Below are 18,548 nucleotides of genomic sequence, written 5' to 3'. Positions count from 1 at the left end.
AAAACACTTGGGAACAATTCCAGCACCGATAGCGCTTTACCTTTACGAACAAGTACACCGGTTGATGGAAAATCGCCAAATCCCGTACTTTTCTTGTCCGTCTGTCGTGGACAGAGGAAGTGGCAAACCCACAATGAGGGCAACGTTCCTGTGTCTCTGTTTTCTCTACATGAATCGCATAACCATAGGAAAGAAGTTCTTGTTTAATCACTTTAAATTCTGGCAATCCTAGTGGTATCGAAAGCACTTACGAGACCTCCTTAATGTTGATTTCACCGCTAACATTATTGCCAGGATCTCGTCAGTGCTTTCTCTTTTTTGTCACTAAATCACAAAATTTGGTGATGAACCAAAATAAAATTAACTCCTTTTGCTTATTATCGATTCATGCTTGCTGTTTTTTATAAAAAAGATTAGGAGTACTCTTACAAGTTTGAAGAGTACTCCATCTAAGAGTCAGTACAGGGACTTTTAAAACTTCAACGTTATTAAGATATTACAGGTTTGGCGTTGGAGTCGGTTCGGCATACCCATTTTTATATGCTTCATCAATTTTTTTTCGAATCTCTTTTATTGATTTTCCTGCTTTATAATCTTGAATGGAAGTGGCCGCAATTTCTAGGCAAACTCCACATTTTGTAGCATGATCGTCCCACACAATTGCTCCGTCTTTATGATTTTTATATACAAAGCAGTCATAATTATTTTTATGACCAGAAGATTTACCGCAGCCGCAATAACACGGAATATTTTCAAGCAATTCTCTGTTTTTCGCTGCGCTAGCGTATAAGTTTTTCATTTCCTTCGGTTTATCGTTCAAGAAACTTGGTAGAACCTCGACACTTTTTGTTTCTTCTACAATATCTCTGCTTTCTGTTTGTTGATGTTCTTTTTTGTTGTTTTCTGATTCTTGTAGCGAATTAGAGCAACCCACAATTAAGAGCGCACTTAATAATGTAATAGGGAAAAATTTTTTGTAATTTACCATTTTACATCCTCCTGACACTAGATTAATAAATGAACATATATTCATAAAAGACACACCTTTATTATACAAGTTTTCTTAAAACAGTGAAATGCTTTTTAGTTTGAAACAACACAATACATAGTTGGTTAAACGGAATATGAGATATTAGATAGACGGAAGAAATGAAAATATTAATGTAAAAAATCGATCTAATTTTTCCGTTATAGCCTCGAATCACTTTATTACGGGAAAACGGAAAGAAAAGGATGTTTTTATGTTGATAAGACATGTTTTGTTACATCCATGCATAGAGATAGATAAAAATGAATTATGGACAAAAGGAAGGGTGACATCATGGGGGAAAGAGCAATATTAATGGTTCCCATCATTACTATTTTTATGTTTTTAGGAATTACCTTGGGGGGGATTTTCAGCTTTTTATTCCGTTTTATTTTAGGAATGAAGATAGAGCGGATTTTCGTTTTCTGCGGCGGTCTGTTGCTCGGATTAATTCTATTCGAATTGCTTCCAGAAAGTTTTACTCAGAACAGCTGGATGGGAATTGTCTTAGGGGTATTTGTAAATTATCACTTTATTTCCGCACAAAAAAGACTCTTTTTTGCACATTCCTTCGGAATATCCCTCTCCCCCTTTCCGAAAGAATGTGCTAAATTTTTTGTGAATTATTTCGGAATGGGACATGGGTGATTTCCAGAGGGGGGGCGAGGACGTGATTCGGTTTCATGACTTTCAGGTCGATGTCCAGACATATGCCCAGCGGGGAAAACAAAACGACTTTCCCCTTCTTAAGCGGTGCCCTCATTGCCAGGCAAAACGACCTCTTTATCGCCATGGGTACTACGAACGAAATGCCGTGACGTCGCATCAGTCTTATCGCATTTGGATCGCTCGGTATCGCTGCCCGGAGTGCAGGAGGACGGTGGCCGTGTTGCCTTCATTTCTTCTCCCTTATTTTCAGTATACGTTGCCCACCATATGGAGAGTGGTGAAAGAACGGTTGGGCCTGACTCCGAAACGGGGGATGGAGGAGGCTCCACTCCTTCCTACGGATGAAGGGGTTTTATTTTATGTCCGACGTTTATTCCGAAATTTGAACCACCTTCATTGGTTTTTTGCGGAGCGCTGGAGAAAAATTGGTCCTGCCATCGCCCAAGCGAGAGAACGAGCCCTATGGTGGATCCAGACGATGGAGGAGATCGGCCTCTTTTTCGTCATCCAAGAGATATGGGAGCACCGATCGACGCATCTTTTTGCACGTACATTCAGTTCCTGATTTTACTTATATCCCCTTATATGGAATCATTTATAGATTCCACAAACCTTTCCTCTCGACGGTCGGGGGAATGATCCGATAGGATAGAGACAGGATGGACCGATAAGGTCCTAGAATGGGATGAACGAAGGAGGAGATCGAAATGAATGAGTCGATGAGACAGGAGATCGCTTTATTTCGGTATGGATTGATCGCTCCATTGGTGAATGGACAAGTCGATCCAAAAACGTACTTGAAGGAAGTAGCGGAACGGATCCATCAAGTTCCCCACCATGGAGAGAAACGCATCGCCGCCAAAACGATCCTCGACTGGTGCACGCAGTACAAAAAAGGGGGCTTTGAGGCGCTGAAGCCGAAACGACGGTCGGACCGTGGCCATTCCCGGAGGCTGTCACCTGAAGAAGAGGATCACATTTTAGCCCTGAGAAAAAAACACCCCCACATGCCCGTGACGGTGTTTTACCAACACCTTATCGAGCAGGGGGAAATCCAATCCATCTCTTATTTCACTATATACCGACTTTTAAAAAAATACAACCTCGTGGGGAAAGAAATTTTACCGATTCCTGAACGAAAACGATTCGCGTACGATCAGGTCAATGAGCTCTGGCAAGGTGATTTGTCCCATGGCCCGTTGATTCGCGTGAATGGCAAAACGCAAAAAACGTTTTTGATTGCCTATATCGATGACTGCTCGCGGGTCGTGCCGTACGCTCAGTTTTTCTCTTCCGAGAAATTTGACGGGTTGCGGATCGTAACCAAGGAAGCGCTGCTTCGATACGGAAAGCCGAAGCGAATTTACTCGGATAACGGCAAGATTTATCGGGCGGAACCCTTGCAGTACGCCTGCGCGGAGTTAGGGATCACCTTGATCCATACCCAGCCGTACGATCCGCAAAGCAAAGGGAAAATCGAACGATTTTTCCGCACCGTACAGACGCGGTTTTACCCGTTGCTCGAAATGAATTCACCGAAGTCGCTCGAAGAGCTAAACGAGCGATTTTGGAAGTGGTTGGAGGAAGATTACCATCGAAAACCGCATGCCTCGTTGAACGGGAAGACGCCACATGAAGTGTTTCAATCGCAAGTCCATTTGGTGTCGTTCGTCGAGGATTCGGATTGGCTCGACTCGATCTTTTTGAAACGCGAATACCGTAAAGTGAAGGCCGATGGTACGGTCACGTTGAACAAGCAGCTGTATGAAGTTCCGCCCCGGTTCATCGGACAATCGATCGAACTCCGTTATGATGAACAAGGCGTGTATGTGTACGAAGACGGTCAACGGGTCGCCGAAGCGGTCCTTGTTCGCTTCGAGGACAATGCCTATGTGAAACGCCATCGGTCACCGTTTGCGACGGTTCCGGTAGAGGGAGGCGAAAACGATGTATAAAACGTTTTATTCCCTTTCCCGAGAGCCGTTTTCGAAGGAGACGAATCCACCAGAGGCTTATCAAGGGGCCTCGTATCAAGAGGCCCTCGCCGCTTTGGACTACGTGAAACGAACAAGAGGGATCGGGCTATTGATCGGTGAACCAGGGGCCGGCAAGACATTCGCCCTTCGGGCGTTTAAGGAATCCCTGAATCCGTCACTGTATCACGTCGTTTATTTTCCATTGTCAACGGGAAGCGTGATGGACTTTTATCGCGGCCTTGCCTTCGGGCTCGGGGAAGAGCCGAAATACCGCAAGGTCGACTTGTTTTATCAAATCCAACAAGGGATCGAGCGCTTGTATCATGAACAACGGGTAACGTCAGTGTTCATCCTCGATGAAATGCATTTAGCGAAGGATGCCTTTCTGCAGGATATCGCGATCCTGTTCAACTTTCACATGGACTCAACAAATCCGTTTGTCTTGATTTTGGCGGGGCTGCCCCATTTACAGGCAAAACTACGGTTGAATCAACACCGTCCGCTTCACCAACGAATCATCATGCGATACCAGATGGGGCCTCTTGATAAGGAAGAAGTGGTAGGATATATCGAACACCGCCTGAAACAGGCGGGGGCGAAACACCCGATTTTTACCCCAGCTGCCTTAGAAGCGATCGCCCTGCAGTCGCAGGGGTGGCCGCGGATCATCAACAACCTCGCCACCACTTGCCTGTTATACGGCGCTCAATTAAAAAAACATATGATTGACGAAGACATTGTGCGTATGGCAGCCGAAGAAATGGGGTACTGACACAGCAGGGGCTGATCGGCCCCTGTTATGTTTCATCCCGATCCATCCTCATTCTAGTTAATCATCCGAAATAATGTGCAAATGTTCGGAAATAATCTGCAAAACCTGGAATAATTCGCAAAGATTTTGCACATTATTTCCGAATCCGTCCGAAATAATTTGAAAAAGGGATTCTGAAATAATGTGCTAATTTACAACAAGGTAGCAAACGTATGCCGCAAATGATGGAGTGAGAACCGTTGAGGTGGCAKACCAGCTTTTTGTAAGATTTCCTTAAATATCTTATGTAAACCACGCGGATTCAGTTTTTTGCCGTTTTTATTTAAAAATACCGGTTGGGAAGGATGGAGCTGATATTCCTCTAAACTTTCCATATAGCTTTTTATTAAAGGGACAACCATAGGATGAAGGGGGAGTAAGCGCTCTTTTTTTCCTTTCCCATAAATACGTATCGTGTTGTTAGATAAATCAATTTGTTCCCAAGTTAGTTCAACAATTTCAGATCTTCGCATACCCGTAGTGGCTAATAGTTTAAATAGAAGATGGTTTCGCATCGCCATTCGGCTATTATCTTGCTCCAAAAAATGAAACAACTTTCGTAGTTCAGACAAAGACATATAAGTCGGTAATTTACTATCCGTTTTAGGAGTATCAATTCCGATCATAAAATCGCTGTCGATTAGATTTTCTTTGACACAGTATTTACTGAACGATTTTAAGCAAGAAATTCTCCGATAGATCGTTCTAGGCTTGACATTTTCTTTTGTAATCTGATGCTGGATGAAGCGACGAACATGCGTTTTTGTAATGTCATTAAGTTGTACAGAATAACCATGTTGAATTAAGAAGTTCTCGAAACATCTCAAATCATAAGCATAACCATCAACGGTGTTAAGTGAATAGTTTTTTTCAATTTGCAAGTACAAAAGAAATTCATCAATGGTTTGTCTAAACAACATGAAAAAACACCTCCAGCTGATAATCAACGACCGATAATAAATCGGTAAAAAACAATGATAATTCGTTTAAAAAATGATAATTCGTAGACACAAAAAATTATGAGGAACTTAGGTTAACAAGTTCCGGATAATTGATTTTATGGGCACTTGAGGGAAGAAACCCTCCATTTGTGCAGAAATTAGCTAGTCGACATAATATAAATTATAAGAAGTTATGAAAGAGTCTGTTTCGATAACAAGTAATCTCATAATAGTGAGACAAAACAAAAAAACGCCCATCGACACGCCCACCTAAAATAAAATAAAAACGCGCAGCCTCTTGATTCTCATTCAAGAAGCTGCACGTTACCCACTGCGCGTCGGCAGCTGCAGGGACCGCATGATCTCATCCTTTCTCCTTTCGTTTAGGCAATATCCGTTTGACGATAGCGGACGCCTTTATACCGAACGCGAACTGGCACGCCTTTTTCTTGCTTATGTTTCACCAGAAGCCGTTGGGCTTTTGAAAAGGCTTCCATCATCCCAGATGCCGGAATGGCCTCTTCCCACACAATCGTTTTCCCTTGGACTGTGTAGAAGGAAAAGACATACTGTTTCATCGTCTTCACCTCCCTATGTACTTATTATAATCAAAGACTGTTTTTCCTAAACACAAAAACTGTTACAATTATGTTAACATTTTCTTTGCCGCATTGTCGCAAAAAAGCGGCTTCCGGAATGCTCCGGCAACCGCGAGTTAGCGCTGTTGTCCGTTCCACTTCCAAATAAGAAAACCGGCATTATGATTCAATGCCGGTTTGTTGCTTGTATTGTTTGACGGCCGCTGGATAGTCGGCTTGAATGGCATCTTTGTCTCGTCCGAGCCGAACGCTTAAAAAGTCGAGCACGGCTGCATCATGGGCAAGGCCAGCGGCAAACTGCCGCTTCAGCCAGCGTTCGCCGGCGATTTCCTCTGGGAACGTATGGGTCTCTCCCCCATCGGCATACACGTTCCAACCTTGAGCGGTTTTACGACTCAGCCACCATTGGCCATGGTGATTTGTCCAAAACACTCCTTCGGCCTCGTCTTTTTTGTTCAATTGGTTTTGTTCCGCATCACCGTATACCGGCAGAAGCGGGAACGTCTCGACGACAAACAGCGGAAATGTTGTATCATCGATCAAACAGCCGGACGCCTTGGGATGGCCGCCGCCACCGAATTGCAGGGCAAACTCAGCGACGTTGACGTCATCATGAATGGTGCGAAAGCCAATATGTTTCGTCCCCATGTTGACTAAAGCGATCAAGTCAAGATGAGGATAACGCTTGGATAACGCATTGCCCAATTCCGACAAATGGCGCTCGGCAAAGACGACGCCGATGCAATAGTCACCAAGCCAGCGCTGAACAAGCTGTTTTTGCTTTTGCCGAATGTAGCGCTGAATTTTCTTTTCTTCCATATCGAGAAGCAGCTCTTCCGTCTCTGTCAAGGCGAACGGTTCGCCGGAAGCGAGCCGCTCGCTCATCGTCTCCCAAAAGCCGTCAAGCCCGAAAATCGTCAACAAATCATTCAGCCGCTTCGCTTGCAAATTCCCATTCTCTTCCCATTCCCACGTGTCGTATTGGCGGACGAGCTCGACGAACCCATCTAGCGTTTCATTAGGTGCAAGTTTTCCCTCGCGGACGAGATAGTCGTAAAAGAGCGAGGTGGCGCACGTCTTTTTGCCATCATCCCTCACCGGCACCACCTGTCCCCACGGGTAGTCATTGAAATGAAGCGCCGTCACGTGGTGGTCGATCACTTGCACATGGCCGCCACGCGCCGCCCGTTCGGCGAGTTGCTGTTCCACTTCCTTGCCGACGGCCAAGTCGGTAATAAACAACATGGCGCCGTTGGCCTCGTCGCTTTGCAAGAATTGGACGACCCGTTCATCCAAATTGCGATAGGAACAAAACGAAATGTTCACCTCGGCAAACGCCAGCTTCGCGAGCAATCCGCAGCCGATGCCGTCTAGATCGCTGTCAGTGAATAATTTGATCATTGGGTCCCACCTTTTTGTCACAAACTTTTTTGCAACCACGTTTTCAAGAGCGGCAGCAGCCGATCCGGCAACTCACTCACATGCGGAACAAAGACGCGGAAGCGACCATAGATGTTTTCAATCGTCCGCCGCGTCTGTTCATCGTCGGCCCCGTGGCCTAAAAAGAGATTGACGACCTCAATGCCGCGTCGGCGCGCTTCAGCGACTGCTTCGTGCGTATCGATGATGCCGTTTTGTTCATATCCGTACGCGGCGGGTTCGCCGTCAGAGAAGACGAGCAGCACTTTTTGTGCTTCCGGGCGCTTGAGGAGTTGTTCGGTCATCCAGCGAATAGCCAATCCATCGCGATTATCTTCGTGCGGCTCGAGCTGCAGGATCGCCGGACCGCTCGACGGCTCAAGCGAGCGATGGAATGAGACCGCCAGCTGCAAATAGTTCGGCTGACGCGAAGCGGTTGCTTCGTTCGCATCTTCCCAAAATCCGACAATTTGGTGCGGCACGCGCAACGTTTTCAGCACCTCATGGCAAAGAACGAGCCCGGTTTTCGTCTCTTCCATTTTGTCATGCATCGAAGCCGAGCAATCGACAAGCAGGCCGAAGACCGCATCAAACCGCCGCGTCCGCTCGCCTTTTTTGTAAAACAAGCGCGGCCGCTCATCAGTGAAAAACGACACCAATTGTTTGCGCAGCCGACCGACGGGCAAGTTCGTGCGCCAAGCGGAGCGCTTGTGTTCAAGCCATTGTTCCATGATGCGCACAAGCCGTTTTCGGTACGGCGCCACCGCCGCCTGTTTGGCGCGGTATTGCTCAAGATGCGCGAGGTTTGGCGACGAAGGAAGAAGCACAAGATCGGCTTGGCGGTTGGCCTCGCCATACGGCGCACTGTTTCCAGCCGGCGGCTGTTCGCTGAAGGATGCTTGCGCTTCCAGGCCATACTCGTTTCGCGCCGTCGGCCGAGACGTTCCTTTCACGACGGCCAGCGCCTGATCGCCGTCTTCACCCGGCCTCGCCTCATCGCTGATGATCTCGGTGCGGCTGCCTCGTTCGAGCTCAAAGCGGAGAAAGCTTCCACCCGCCCGGCTCGTTTCCCGATGCCACGTTGGCAGCACTTGCCGCTTGGCCTCTCCATCCGCCTCTTGAAGGGCATCGCGGTTTTCCAATGGGTTGGTCCGTTTGAGATCTTGAAGCGTCATCGTTTTCTCGTCCGCATCATCCTCAACGATTGGCAGCGATGTATAGGCATTGACCATATCATGAGGCAGCACGTCCTCCATCAGTTCCACAACGGCGAACGCCCAGTCCGCCACCTCGGCTGTCGAGGAAGCATCAAAAAATTGCGGCCATAACGTTTCAAGGCGCGCCTGCACCGCTTCATCCGCCATCGGAGCCAGCGGCGCATCATCAAGCGGCGAATCGGCCGTGAGCCGCAAATACATCCCCGCCAAAAACTGATCAGCCCAAGCGCCGCGCGTTCGATTCGCTTGCCATTGCTGAGTGAAGTAGCGGCGGTACATGCGGCGGCGCATGCGGAACCATCGCTTCATCCCGGGACGTTCCCGCTCGCAGACGGCTTCCAAGCGAAGATCTTCAGCGAATGTAAACAGCTGTTTGGAAAGCTTGGAGAGCGGTCGGGATTCCACCGCATGTCGGAAGGCGCGGACCGCCAATGGATCGGTATGCCGCCGCGTGCCGATGATGCGCAAGCCGACGTCGCTTTTCATTGCCGTTTCCCGCTCCAATGGTGGATACCCATCCCAAAAATGGCTGACGTAAACGACCGGCTTGACAGAATGCACGCCGGAATGGGCGGCGAACTGGATGGCAACGTCGCGGCGGCGCATGAGCGTTTGGGCGAGGTCAGAAAGCTGCATGACCAAACTCGAGTCGACCGTTCGGTCATTGAACATCATAAACCGCTCCATGCGCCGCCTCCTATTCGTCAAACCACGTTTCAGCGATGTTGCGCACTGCGGCCCGTTCCCGTTCATCGTCGAGCTTATCGACGATGCTTCGTTCAATGGCCCGCAATGGCGGCATGTACGCCGCCAAATCGCACGCATCCAACAAAGCGCGCACCGAAGCCGCTTCCTCGGCGATTTGTCCGTTTCGCACCTGCACAAGCAGATCAGCCGACAAGGCGACGAAACGATCGATCAACGTTTCATCCGTTAATGTAGTTTGCGCCAACAATACCGATTTTAATGTTTCTCCTTGCACATACGGCACATTGATGACGACAAACCGGTTTTTGAGCGCCTCATTGAGCGGTACGGTGCCAATATAGCCTTCATTGATCGCGGCGATGACGCCAAATGTTGGTTTCGCCTGCACGACATCGCCGGTGAGCGGATTCGTGAGCCGCCGCCGGTAGTCAAGGACGCTGTTTAAAATCGGCAGCGTCTCTGGTTTCGCCATATTAATTTCGTCAATGTATAGCAAATGCCCTTTTGTCATCGCCTGGATGACTGGTCCGGGCACGTACTCGATCACCGCCTGGCTGTTTTTGTGCACGATCGTCTTAAAACCGAGCAATGCTTCGGCGTCCAAGTCCACGGAACAGTTGATGCTGTGCATCGGTTGACCAAACAAAGCGGACAACGTTTCAGCAAGCCGCGTTTTTCCTGATCCGGTCGGGCCTTTTAAGAGCACGTTTTTCCCAAGCGCGAGCGCAATGGCGGCATCGTGCACGATCGCCTCATCTGCCGCCTTGTACCCGCCCGCTCCAATCAACGCGCGATCCGGATCGCGGCGGAACAGTTCTTTTCGCTTTTCCATTTCTTTCGTGACCGTCAACGGCCATGTTCCCATCTTCTGACTTCCTCTCTGTGGCGATCTTCCCCTCTCATTCTACTAGATCGCCCGGCGGGACGCAAAACAAAAGAACTAAACCATAAATATATTATGTAAATATAACAAAGAAAAAACGAGGCGCTCTCAACCGAAGTTGTCCTCAATCGCCTTGCGAATGAGCGCCGCGCACCGATCAAGCTCCGCCTTGAGCTGGCGTTTGTACAGCTTCGCCTTTTCCCGCCCGCCCTCGGCGAACCGATAGTAGACGACTTCTTGGTACTTCATTCCCTCTTTTTTCTGTTTCACTTGTTTTAAAATGCCGTCTTCGATCAAATCGTGCAGCGCCTTATACACTTCGGAGTGGTTCGGCCGGTAGCCGAACGGCTTGAACTCTTGGCGCAATACATCAAGCAGCTTCAGCCCGTAGAGCCGCTCCTGTTCGGTGAGCGTAATCAAATACAATTTTAAAAACGCACGTTGTTTTAACAGAAAACCGCTGGGCGTCCGTTTTTCTCCCATAGGCTTTTTCCCTCCTTCCCTACGGATGAAATTTCGCTCTTTGGGCGGCGAAATCCTGCTTGTCTTCATTATACCATGCGGGAAAGGAAAAATCCTCTCCCGCTTGGTTTCAATAAAACACGATCGTTTTGTTTCCGTGGATGATGACCCGGTCTTCCAAATGCCACCGAAGCGCCCGGGCGAGCACCGTTTTTTCAATCAGTCGGCCGATCCGCTTTAAGTCGTCCGGATGGTGGCGGTGGTCCACGCGGGCGACGTCCTGCTCAATGATCGGCCCTTCATCCAAATCGTCGGTGACGTAGTGCGATGTGGCGCCGATCAATTTGACGCCGCGCTCATACGCCCGCTCATACGGACGCGCGCCAATAAAGGCGGGCAAAAATGAGTGGTGGATATTGATGATCCGTCCCGGGAATTCAGCGACAAACGCCGGCGACAAAATTTGCATGTAGCGGGCAAGCACGATGGTGTCGATCTGATAGTCACGAAGCAGACGGATTTGTTCGGCTTCGGCGTCCGCTTTCGTTTCTTTCGTCACCGGAATATGCACATACGGGATGCCAAATGACTCGACCGTCTCGCGCAAGTCGGGGTGGTTGCTGATGACAAGGGTGATGTCGGCGATCAGCTCTCCCGCCTGCCATTGCCAAAGAAGTTCAAGCAGACAATGCTCGGCTTTGGAGACAAAAATCGCGATTCGCCGAATGTCGTTGTGCAGCCGAAGCTGCCAACGCATCTCAAATTCAGCAGCGATCGGGGCAAATGCCGCTTCGATCTCTTCTTTTCGCTCGGCGATGTTCGGGCAGTCGAACTCCAAGCGGAGAAAAAACGTCCCTCCCTCAGGATCGGTCGAGTATTGGCTCGATTCGACGATATTCGCCCCTTGTTCGTACAGAAACGACGTCACCGCCGCGACGATGCCCGGGCGATCTGGGCAGGAAATAAGGATTCGAGCGCGCTGCTCGTAACCTTGCAAAAATGATTGCCAGCGATGTTGGCGAAATGTCGTCATGCGTTGTCTCTCCCTTTTCTTGCTTTTCTTGCAATTCATCATACAAAAAATTAATGAACTTGCCAACAGGGAAGATAACAAAAGGCATCTCCCTTGTTTATGGAAGATGCCTAGAGGCGAAAAGCTTCTCTCAGTCTTTCGTCAAATCGCCGGCCGGACCGAAAAATTCGTAATGGATGTGCTCCTCTGGCACACCCCATTGTTGGAGGGCGCGATAGACGGTTTTCATAAACGGCACCGGGCCGCAGAAGTGAAAGTCTGCGTCTTTCGTAGGGATCACGGATTGCATCCATGCAAGGTCAATCCGCCCTTCTTTGCCAAAATGAGGATGGCGGCGGTCCTCGTCGGACGGCGACTCATAACAAATATGATAAGAAAATGACGGGCGTTCCGCTAACATCCGAAGCTCCTCGTCAAACGCGTGCACGCGGCTGTTGATGGCGGCATGGATGAACGTGGCCGGACGGTTCGGCTGTTGGATGGCCAACGTGTGTGCCATGCTTAACAGCGGTGTGATGCCGACGCCGCCGCTGATGAACACAACCGGCGTCGTTTTGGATAAATCAAGCGTAAACTCACCAGCTGGAGCGCTTAATTCAAGCACATCGCCCTCTTGGACATGATCATGCAAATAGTTGGAAACAATGCCGGCCGGCTTGTCCGCTGTAGCTGCTTCCCGTTTGACGCTGATGCGGTAATACCCTTTTCCAGGAGCATCCGATAAGCTGTATTGACGAATATGCGTATACGTCTCGCCCGGAATCGACAGTTTAACGCTCACGTATTGACCCGGCAAATAATCACTGATGGCCTTGCCGTCTTCCGGCTTCAAATAGAACGAAGTGATGACATCGCTTTCTTTCACCTTTTTCGCGATGACAAAGCGGCGGAAATCACGCCAGCCTCCGTGTTTGGCCGCTGCCTCATCGTAGAGCTCTTTTTCCACTTGAATGAAAACGGACGCAATGGCTTCATATGCTTCCGCCCAAGCCGTGATCACTTCGTCGGTGGCGGCGTCGCCGAGCACGTCTTTGATCGCCAGCAACAAATGCTTTCCGACGATCGGGTATTGTTCTGGTTTGATTCCTAAGCTGCGGTGTTTATGGCCGATTTGCCGCACAACCGGCAAAATAGCATCAAGCTGGTCGATATAGCGCGCTGCCGCATACACGGCTGCGGCCAAGGCACGTTGCTGCCTCCCTTGCTTTTGGTTGGCGTGGTTGAAAATATTGAGCAGCTCCGGATGGTTGGAAAACATGAGTTCATAAAACCGCTTTGTAATTTGTTCGCCATGTGTTTCCAGGACAGGCACCGTTGATTTCACGATTTCAATCGTTTTTGGATGCAATTTCGTTGTCGTTGTCATGATTTCATCCCCTTGTAAAACATGTATTTTTAATACATCTTTTATTCAACCATAAGCACTGTAAAAAAACAATATTTCAAATACATCTTTAATAAATTGTTCACAATTCTCCGTTCGAATCAGGTGTGGTACAATGGGATCAAGAATGTCCTTAAAGGTTGTGAATCACGATGCAGTTGACGAACTATACGGAATACGCCTTGCGCGTTCTCTTGTTTTTAGGCGCGCTTGATGAAGAAGAAAAAACAAACATCAAAGACATTGCCGCTGCCTTTTCCATTTCAGAGCATCATTTAAGCAAAATCGTCCATGAGCTTGGCAAACTCGGCTACATTGAAACGATCCGTGGGCGCAATGGTGGAATCCGCCTTGCGAAACGCCCCGAGGAGATTGCCATCGGCGCGGTTGTTCGCGAAACGGAGGAAAACTTGTCGCTTGTCGAGTGTTTTGCCGCTCACGGCAATGAGTGCGTCTTAACGCCGGTATGTCGGCTCCGCTTCGCACTTCACGAGGCGTTAGAAGCGTTTTTGCGGGTGTTGGATGCGTATACGCTCGCCGATTTGCTTGAAGACCGAGCGTCACTTCGTTCTTTATTGAAAGAGAGGCGCGGTTGAGAAAAAACTCTCTGGCTATAAGCTGGAGAGTTTTTTGGCGTTTGGCAGGCACACGATCACTAAGCATCGCTCTACGGAAGGAAGACGCGGGATGATGCGAAACCGATGGGCGGCCTTTGCGCGGGATGTGGCGCAAGAACGATAATCAGTTGGAAAAACGAAACCAGTCGTCAAACATGGGCGCGGGATGAATACGTCCGGCACCGGCCGATCACATCCCCTTTGTTTGCCACAAGACGAAGAATATATTAAGATTAGAAAGGTGTGAAAACATCTGTATGACTAAAGGAGGTTACAATGAAACACGAAGGAAACGCTTTGCCACCTTACTTGCATATGGACAATGGAGAGCTCTGGCTCACCGAAGATGATCGCGACAACTTAAAAATCAGCTATCGAATCAAAGAGGTGATTTTTGCCGAGCCGTCCGAGTACCAGCATGTGATGATTTTGGATTCGTACGATTTCGGCCGCATGCTCGTACTCGATGGCGTCGTGCAAACGACCTCGATTGACGGCCATATTTATAACGAAATGATTTCGCACGTGCCGCTGCAGTTTCATCCGGAAGCGAAGCGGGTGCTCATCATCGGCGGCGGCGACTGCGGCGCAGCTCGTGAGACGGCGAAATACGCTCATCTTGAAGCCATCGACATGGTGGAAATCGACGAAAAAGTCGTCCGGGCGTGCAAAGAGCATTTGCCAGCCGTCTCCGGCAACTTATCGGATCCGCGCGTGCGGTTTGTTTATGATGATGGCGTCGTGTTTGTGCAAGAGAAAGAAAACGTCTACGACGTCATTATGATCGACTCGTCCGACCCAGTCGGCCCAGCGGAAGCCTTGTTTTCACCGGAGTTTTACGCCAACGTCCATCGCGCGTTGAAAGCAGACGGGCTGATGGTCTGCCAAAGCCAGTCGCCGATTTTCCACTTGGATATTTTGAAGCGGACGTACCGCAATATTCGCGAACTGTTCCCGCATGTGCTTGTGTACACCGCCGTGGTGCCGACGTATCCAGGCGGACTGTGGAGCTTTACGATCGGCTCGAAACGGCCGCTCGATTTTCCGGTGCAGACTACCATTCCAAATGACACGAAATATGTGAACGATGGGATCTTTCGCCAATGTTTCGCTTTGCCGGCATTTTTGCGTTCGGCGCTTGAGGTGGAATAACCGCTTGGCATCAAAAAAGGGGCTGACCCAAAAGTCCGCCAAAAAGCGGACTTTTGGAGTCAGCCCTCTTTGGTTTTTGTATATTTTACCAAACGGAAGAAAATTCCGACTCTGTTCACCCCCCTGATTTACGCCACCAAGGACAATTGCTTGTCCCTAGCGGCTTTTTTGAGAAGATTGTGGGCAGCACAAATCAGCCCCCATTCGATGGAAACTTTTTGGAGGCCTCGCAGGACAAAGCGACGAAACCCGCGATTTTGTTTGATTTGCCCAAACACACTCTCAATGTCGGTTTTGCGTTGGCGGTATCGGGCTTGCCCTTCTTCACTCTCCAGCCGTTCGCGGGCTTTCTGTTTTTGTTCATGGGTGTAAGCGTAAAGGAGAATTTTGGTCATCATTTTCGGATGATAGGCGGAGGTGCCCCCTCCTTTGTAGTAAGGGAGAAACGTCTCCATGGGGATGCGTTCAACCATCTCATGAACCACGTGGGCCATGTTATCCCGCGGAATGAGATCGGCGATGTTGCTTGGCAAAGAGAGGTTGTCCATGGTATACTCTTTAAAGGAAATATGATCATGTTTCATAAAAGAATCGCCCTTCTTTCGGTGGTAGTGGTTTCGGTGACTCTATTCTACCAGAAAAAAGGGCGATTCTTCTATATTTGGGGCAAAAAAGTGGGGGCTGATCCCAAAACGCATTCGCGTTTTGGGTCAGCCCCTTTTTCGTGTTGCTTGAATCCGTTCTGTTTTATGGAGCAGGTGGGTTGTGAGACAATGCCCGCTTAGCAAGCCATTGAAGCGTCAAGTCGTCAGCAGGTGGGTTGTGCAATCCAGCGCGGACGTCACGGTAATGCCGCTGGAGCGGGTTGTCAGCAAACAAGCTTTGTCCGCCGACAATGCGCATCGCCCAATCGACGACTTCAAGCGCGGTATTGGTGGCGACCAATTTGGCTGTTGCCAACTCCTCTTTCATCGCCATCCGTTTTTCCGGATAGCGATCCCATAAGTCGGCGACCACGTACAGGAAATGGCGCGCATGGGTGAGGCGCCATTCCATTTCAGCGATTTTCCGCTGCACTTCGGGTGTTAGGGCGATTGGGTGAGGCAGGGTATTAGGCTGGTACGTCTGCGCAAAGCGAAGCGCCTCATTGCGCGCCGCAATGGCGATGCCTAAGTAACAAGCCGGCACGTGCAACAGCCATCCTTGCGCCGGAGCGGCTTCGTTCGCTTCTCCAAGCGTCTCTACGAGCGCCTCTTGGTCGACTTCGACTTCTTCAAGAACAAGATCATCGCTGCGCGTCGCCCGCATGCCAAGCGTGTTCCACGTCGGCTCGATGCGGATGCCTGAAGCAGACATCGGCACGAGAAATTCACCGACCCGACCGTCTTCCATCGTGGCGGAAATCAATACGTAATCGAGCGCAGGGGCTAACGATGCAAATGTCTTTCGCCCCCGAAGCACCCAGCGGCCATGGCGAAAGACGGCCGTCGTTTCCGGTTTACCGCCGCGCGCCGGGCTGCCAGTTGTCCGTTCAGAGTGGGCGCTGTTGATGAGCGCGTGGCGGCAAACGACTTCTTTCGCCAAATGAGTGAGCACCGATTCCGGCCAGCGGCGAAGCAAAAATAAACGCATGAGAATGCTTGCATGCCAGCCGAACGCCAAGGCGGTTGCCCCAGAGCCTTGGGCGATCGTTTCTTGCACGAGCACGAGCTCATAAAGCGACGCCCCTTGGCCGCCGTATTCAGTCGGGACGGTCAAGGAAAGGAATCCAGCCTCTTTTAAATCGGCAAAATCGGCAAATGGAAACGTTGCCTGTTCGTCATCATGCGCTGCCCGTTGGACAAATCGTTCCGCAAGGCGACGCGCTTGGTTGTACAATTGTTGCTCCCGATCGGTCCGCACAAGCAAATGGTACAATTCGTTCATCGGTTCTCCCCTTCTTTTGGTCAAGATGCCTTTATTGTACCGAGTTCTGGCTAGGACTGAAAACAAAAACGCACCGAAACATGGCTGTCTCTGCTCTCAGCCAGCCGGTGAAGCGAATAGACGGGAGCTTAAAAGAGAAAGAAGTGCCGGATGTACCGATCATCGTTGCGGTGAACGAACTCATTTTTCGTCGCGTCGTATTCATATTCTTCCTGCCAGCGGCGGCCATAGCGGGCGATTTGGCTGATGGCGTGGATGATGGCATACACTTCCTCGTTCGTCATCATAGGATGGAGCGACAGACGCACCCATCCTGGTTTGGCGAGAGGATTGCCGTTTTTGACTTCTTGAAGCAACACAGCGGATTGTTCCTTGTCGATGCCAAGCAAATAGTGGCCGTATGGTCCGGCGCAGGAACAGCCGCCGCGCGCTTGAATGCCGAAGCGATCATTCAGCAGTTTGACAACAAGGTTGTAATGCAATCCATCTATGACAAATGAGATGATGCCAAGACGGTCGTCCCGATGTCCTTCAAGCACGCGGACGCCGGGAGTGCTTTTCAACGCCGGCAAAAGAAGGGAAACAAGTTCCTTTTCGCGGGCGCGCATCTGTTTTACGTTCATTTGCTCTTTCAGCTGGATGGCCAACGCTGCCTTGATGGTTTGCCAAAACGGCGGTGTTCCGCCATCTTCGCGTTCTTCAATGGCTTGGATGTATTCATAGTTCCCCCACGGGTCGGTCCAATACACCGTCCCGCCGCCGGGGTGATCCGGAGCGTGCTGATGATAAAGACGGCTGTTAAAGAGAAGCACGCCGGCGCTGCCTGGCCCGCCGAGAAACTTATGGGGGGAGAAATAAATGGCATCAAGCTGCTCCATTGGGTCGTCCGGATGCATATCGATGCGGACGTACGGAGCGGAAGCAGCAAAATCAACAAAGCAAAGGCCGCCATGCTCGTGCATGATTTTCGCCAGCTTATGATATGGGGTTTCCAACCCCGTGACGTTCGAGCAAGCAGTAAATGCACCGATTTTTTGCGGCCGATCTCGGTAGCGCTCCAGCAGCTCGCGCAAATGGTCAAGATCGACATCCCCGTTCTCTGTCGGCCGGACCGCCACGACTTCCGCGATGGTTTCCACCCATGGCAATAAATTCGAATGGTGCTCCATATGGGTGACAAAGACGACTGGCCGCTCCTCATCATGAAGGGACAAGCGGTGCTTCCACCGTTCCGGTACGCGCAAGCCAAGCAGACGCTGCAGCTTGTTGACGGCGCTTGTGGTCCCGGCGCCTTGCATGATCAAGACGTCGTTTTTCCCGGCATGAACGTGCTGTTTGATGATTTCTTTTGCATAGCGATAGGCAAGCGTCGTTTTCGTTCCGGTCACATTCGATTCCGTATGCGTGTTGCCGACAAATGGACCGAGCTCATGCGTCAGCTTCTCTTCAATCGGCCGGTACAGCCGCCCGCTTGCCGTCCAGTCGGCGTAAATAAGCCGCTGTTCACCAAACGGCGTAGAAAACGGATGAAAGCGGCCGATCGTTCCATCGCGAAACGGCTGAAAATACGTCTCAAGCTCCCCGCGGCATGTATACACCGCATTGCCGATCACAGCGTGAATGGCCATGTTTATTCCCCCTTTCCGCCATTTCGTCTATTTACAAAGTATGTCGCCTTCGGTGGTTCGGTCCAAAAAACGTGGGAAAGTTGAAAATGAAAAATC

Annotated in this window: 18 protein-coding genes and 2 pseudogenes; 6 read left to right on the top strand and 14 right to left on the bottom strand. The window is 49.9% G+C overall.

The features are described 5' to 3' along the window. A partial coding sequence (locus tag B1A75_RS13950) for a transposase family protein (protein WP_139761738.1) occupies positions 1 to 247 on the bottom strand: 247 nt, incomplete at its 3' end. Between the two features lie 249 nt (positions 248 to 496). Further along, on the bottom strand, positions 497 to 988 hold the full coding sequence (locus tag B1A75_RS13945; RefSeq protein ID WP_079936380.1) for a PCYCGC motif-containing (lipo)protein: 492 nt from the start codon (positions 986 to 988) through the stop codon (positions 497 to 499). Between the two features lie 333 nt (positions 989 to 1,321). On the opposite strand from B1A75_RS13945, the gene B1A75_RS13940 reads away from it, so the two are divergent. The 4 genes from B1A75_RS13940 (at position 1,322) to B1A75_RS13925 (ending at position 4,444) form a co-directional block, all read left to right on the top strand. Continuing rightward, entirely contained in the window at positions 1,322 to 1,675 is a 354-nt protein-coding gene (locus tag B1A75_RS13940) for a hypothetical protein (protein WP_079936379.1), read from the top strand. 22 nt (positions 1,676 to 1,697) lie between these two features. Then, positions 1,698 to 2,261 carry a DUF6431 domain-containing protein gene (locus B1A75_RS20345; protein WP_011229674.1) on the top strand — a complete coding sequence of 188 codons (564 nt, stop codon included), beginning with the start codon at positions 1,698 to 1,700 and terminating at the stop codon, positions 2,259 to 2,261. A 142-nt stretch (positions 2,262 to 2,403) separates the two neighbouring features. Next, a complete protein-coding gene (locus B1A75_RS13930; protein WP_014195809.1) occupies positions 2,404 to 3,651 on the top strand; it encodes an IS481 family transposase in 1,248 nt (415 codons plus the stop codon). Then, the gene (locus B1A75_RS13925; RefSeq protein WP_011229854.1) at positions 3,644 to 4,444 is read left to right on the top strand and encodes an ExeA family protein; all 801 of its coding nucleotides are present in this window, start codon (positions 3,644 to 3,646) and stop codon (positions 4,442 to 4,444) included. Before B1A75_RS13930 ends, B1A75_RS13925 begins: the two co-directional genes overlap by 8 nt. 191 nt (positions 4,445 to 4,635) lie before the next feature. On the opposite strand, the gene B1A75_RS13920 is transcribed toward B1A75_RS13925, so the two are convergent. The 8 genes from B1A75_RS13920 to hmpA form a co-directional block, all read right to left on the bottom strand. Next, positions 4,636 to 5,403 (bottom strand): tyrosine-type recombinase/integrase, encoded by a 768-nt coding sequence (locus tag B1A75_RS13920; protein ID WP_079936378.1) that lies wholly within the window; start codon positions 5,401 to 5,403, stop codon positions 4,636 to 4,638. A 404-nt stretch (positions 5,404 to 5,807) separates the two neighbouring features. Then, positions 5,808 to 6,002 carry a hypothetical protein gene (locus B1A75_RS13915; protein WP_011231223.1) on the bottom strand — a complete coding sequence of 65 codons (195 nt, stop codon included), beginning with the start codon at positions 6,000 to 6,002 and terminating at the stop codon, positions 5,808 to 5,810. A 180-nt stretch (positions 6,003 to 6,182) separates the two neighbouring features. Beyond that, a complete protein-coding gene (locus B1A75_RS13910) occupies positions 6,183 to 7,424 on the bottom strand; it encodes a DHH family phosphoesterase (protein WP_074043614.1) in 1,242 nt (413 codons plus the stop codon). A gap of 17 nt (positions 7,425 to 7,441) precedes the next feature. Next, positions 7,442 to 9,346 (bottom strand): nitric oxide reductase activation protein NorD, encoded by a 1,905-nt coding sequence (locus B1A75_RS13905; protein ID WP_079936377.1) that lies wholly within the window; start codon positions 9,344 to 9,346, stop codon positions 7,442 to 7,444. 10 nt (positions 9,347 to 9,356) lie between these two features. Next, positions 9,357 to 10,199: an ATP-binding protein gene (locus B1A75_RS13900; protein WP_483299637.1), complete on the bottom strand. Its 843-nt coding sequence runs from the start codon at positions 10,197 to 10,199 to the stop codon at positions 9,357 to 9,359. A 159-nt stretch (positions 10,200 to 10,358) separates the two neighbouring features. Then, positions 10,359 to 10,733, bottom strand: a complete 375-nt coding sequence (locus B1A75_RS13895; RefSeq protein WP_079936375.1) for a replication termination protein — start codon at positions 10,731 to 10,733, stop codon at positions 10,359 to 10,361. A gap of 109 nt (positions 10,734 to 10,842) precedes the next feature. Further along, positions 10,843 to 11,745, bottom strand: a complete 903-nt coding sequence (purU, locus tag B1A75_RS13890; protein ID WP_074043616.1) for a formyltetrahydrofolate deformylase — start codon at positions 11,743 to 11,745, stop codon at positions 10,843 to 10,845. A gap of 130 nt (positions 11,746 to 11,875) precedes the next feature. Beyond that, on the bottom strand, positions 11,876 to 13,111 hold the full coding sequence (gene hmpA, locus B1A75_RS13885) for an NO-inducible flavohemoprotein (protein ID WP_074043617.1): 1,236 nt from the start codon (positions 13,109 to 13,111) through the stop codon (positions 11,876 to 11,878). A gap of 170 nt (positions 13,112 to 13,281) precedes the next feature. On the opposite strand from hmpA, the gene nsrR reads away from it, so the two are divergent. Continuing rightward, positions 13,282 to 13,725, top strand: a complete 444-nt coding sequence (gene nsrR, locus B1A75_RS13880; protein ID WP_021321618.1) for a nitric oxide-sensing transcriptional repressor NsrR — start codon at positions 13,282 to 13,284, stop codon at positions 13,723 to 13,725. 297 nt (positions 13,726 to 14,022) lie between these two features. After that, positions 14,023 to 14,898: a polyamine aminopropyltransferase gene (gene speE, locus B1A75_RS13870; protein ID WP_047757889.1), complete on the top strand. Its 876-nt coding sequence runs from the start codon at positions 14,023 to 14,025 to the stop codon at positions 14,896 to 14,898. A 128-nt stretch (positions 14,899 to 15,026) separates the two neighbouring features. On the opposite strand, the pseudogene B1A75_RS20340 reads toward speE, so the two are convergent. From B1A75_RS20340 to B1A75_RS13855, 4 genes and pseudogenes are all read right to left on the bottom strand, one after another. Next, positions 15,027 to 15,242, bottom strand: a pseudogene (locus tag B1A75_RS20340) (transposase); the annotation flags it as partial. 24 nt (positions 15,243 to 15,266) lie between these two features. Next, positions 15,267 to 15,446 (bottom strand): annotated as a pseudogene (locus B1A75_RS20795) (transposase); the annotation flags it as partial. A gap of 199 nt (positions 15,447 to 15,645) precedes the next feature. Further along, complete coding sequence (locus tag B1A75_RS13860) at positions 15,646 to 16,824, bottom strand: acyl-CoA dehydrogenase family protein (protein WP_079936373.1); 1,179 nt, start codon at positions 16,822 to 16,824, stop codon at positions 15,646 to 15,648. Between the two features lie 128 nt (positions 16,825 to 16,952). After that, a complete protein-coding gene (locus B1A75_RS13855; protein WP_079936372.1) occupies positions 16,953 to 18,452 on the bottom strand; it encodes an aminotransferase class V-fold PLP-dependent enzyme in 1,500 nt (499 codons plus the stop codon). Positions 18,453 to 18,548 lie beyond the last annotated feature (96 nt).

The organism is Geobacillus sp. LEMMY01 (assembly GCF_002042905.1).
Classification (GTDB): Bacteria; Bacillota; Bacilli; order Bacillales; family Anoxybacillaceae; genus Geobacillus; species Geobacillus proteiniphilus.
This window is presented reverse-complemented; position numbering and strand designations above follow the sequence as displayed.

Excerpts from the sequence above, each read along its gene's own strand:
- B1A75_RS13855 (WP_079936372.1), bottom strand. The coding sequence starts at position 18,452 with ATGGCCATTCACGCTGTGATCGGCAATGCGGTGTATACATGCCGCGGG.
- B1A75_RS13905 (WP_079936377.1), bottom strand. The coding sequence starts at position 9,346 with ATGGAGCGGTTTATGATGTTCAATGACCGAACGGTCGACTCGAGTTTG.
- speE (WP_047757889.1), top strand. The coding sequence starts at position 14,023 with ATGAAACACGAAGGAAACGCTTTGCCACCTTACTTGCATATGGACAAT.
- B1A75_RS13925 (WP_011229854.1), top strand. The coding sequence starts at position 3,644 with ATGTATAAAACGTTTTATTCCCTTTCCCGAGAGCCGTTTTCGAAGGAG.
- hmpA (WP_074043617.1), bottom strand. The coding sequence starts at position 13,111 with ATGACAACGACAACGAAATTGCATCCAAAAACGATTGAAATCGTGAAA.
- B1A75_RS13945 (WP_079936380.1), bottom strand. The coding sequence starts at position 988 with ATGGTAAATTACAAAAAATTTTTCCCTATTACATTATTAAGTGCGCTC.
- B1A75_RS13895 (WP_079936375.1), bottom strand. The coding sequence starts at position 10,733 with ATGGGAGAAAAACGGACGCCCAGCGGTTTTCTGTTAAAACAACGTGCG.
- B1A75_RS13915 (WP_011231223.1), bottom strand. The coding sequence starts at position 6,002 with ATGAAACAGTATGTCTTTTCCTTCTACACAGTCCAAGGGAAAACGATT.
- B1A75_RS13910 (WP_074043614.1), bottom strand. The coding sequence starts at position 7,424 with ATGATCAAATTATTCACTGACAGCGATCTAGACGGCATCGGCTGCGGA.
- B1A75_RS13900 (WP_483299637.1), bottom strand. The coding sequence starts at position 10,199 with ATGGAAAAGCGAAAAGAACTGTTCCGCCGCGATCCGGATCGCGCGTTG.
- B1A75_RS13940 (WP_079936379.1), top strand. The coding sequence starts at position 1,322 with ATGGGGGAAAGAGCAATATTAATGGTTCCCATCATTACTATTTTTATG.
- purU (WP_074043616.1), bottom strand. The coding sequence starts at position 11,745 with ATGACGACATTTCGCCAACATCGCTGGCAATCATTTTTGCAAGGTTAC.
- B1A75_RS13930 (WP_014195809.1), top strand. The coding sequence starts at position 2,404 with ATGAATGAGTCGATGAGACAGGAGATCGCTTTATTTCGGTATGGATTG.
- B1A75_RS13860 (WP_079936373.1), bottom strand. The coding sequence starts at position 16,824 with ATGAACGAATTGTACCATTTGCTTGTGCGGACCGATCGGGAGCAACAA.
- nsrR (WP_021321618.1), top strand. The coding sequence starts at position 13,282 with ATGCAGTTGACGAACTATACGGAATACGCCTTGCGCGTTCTCTTGTTT.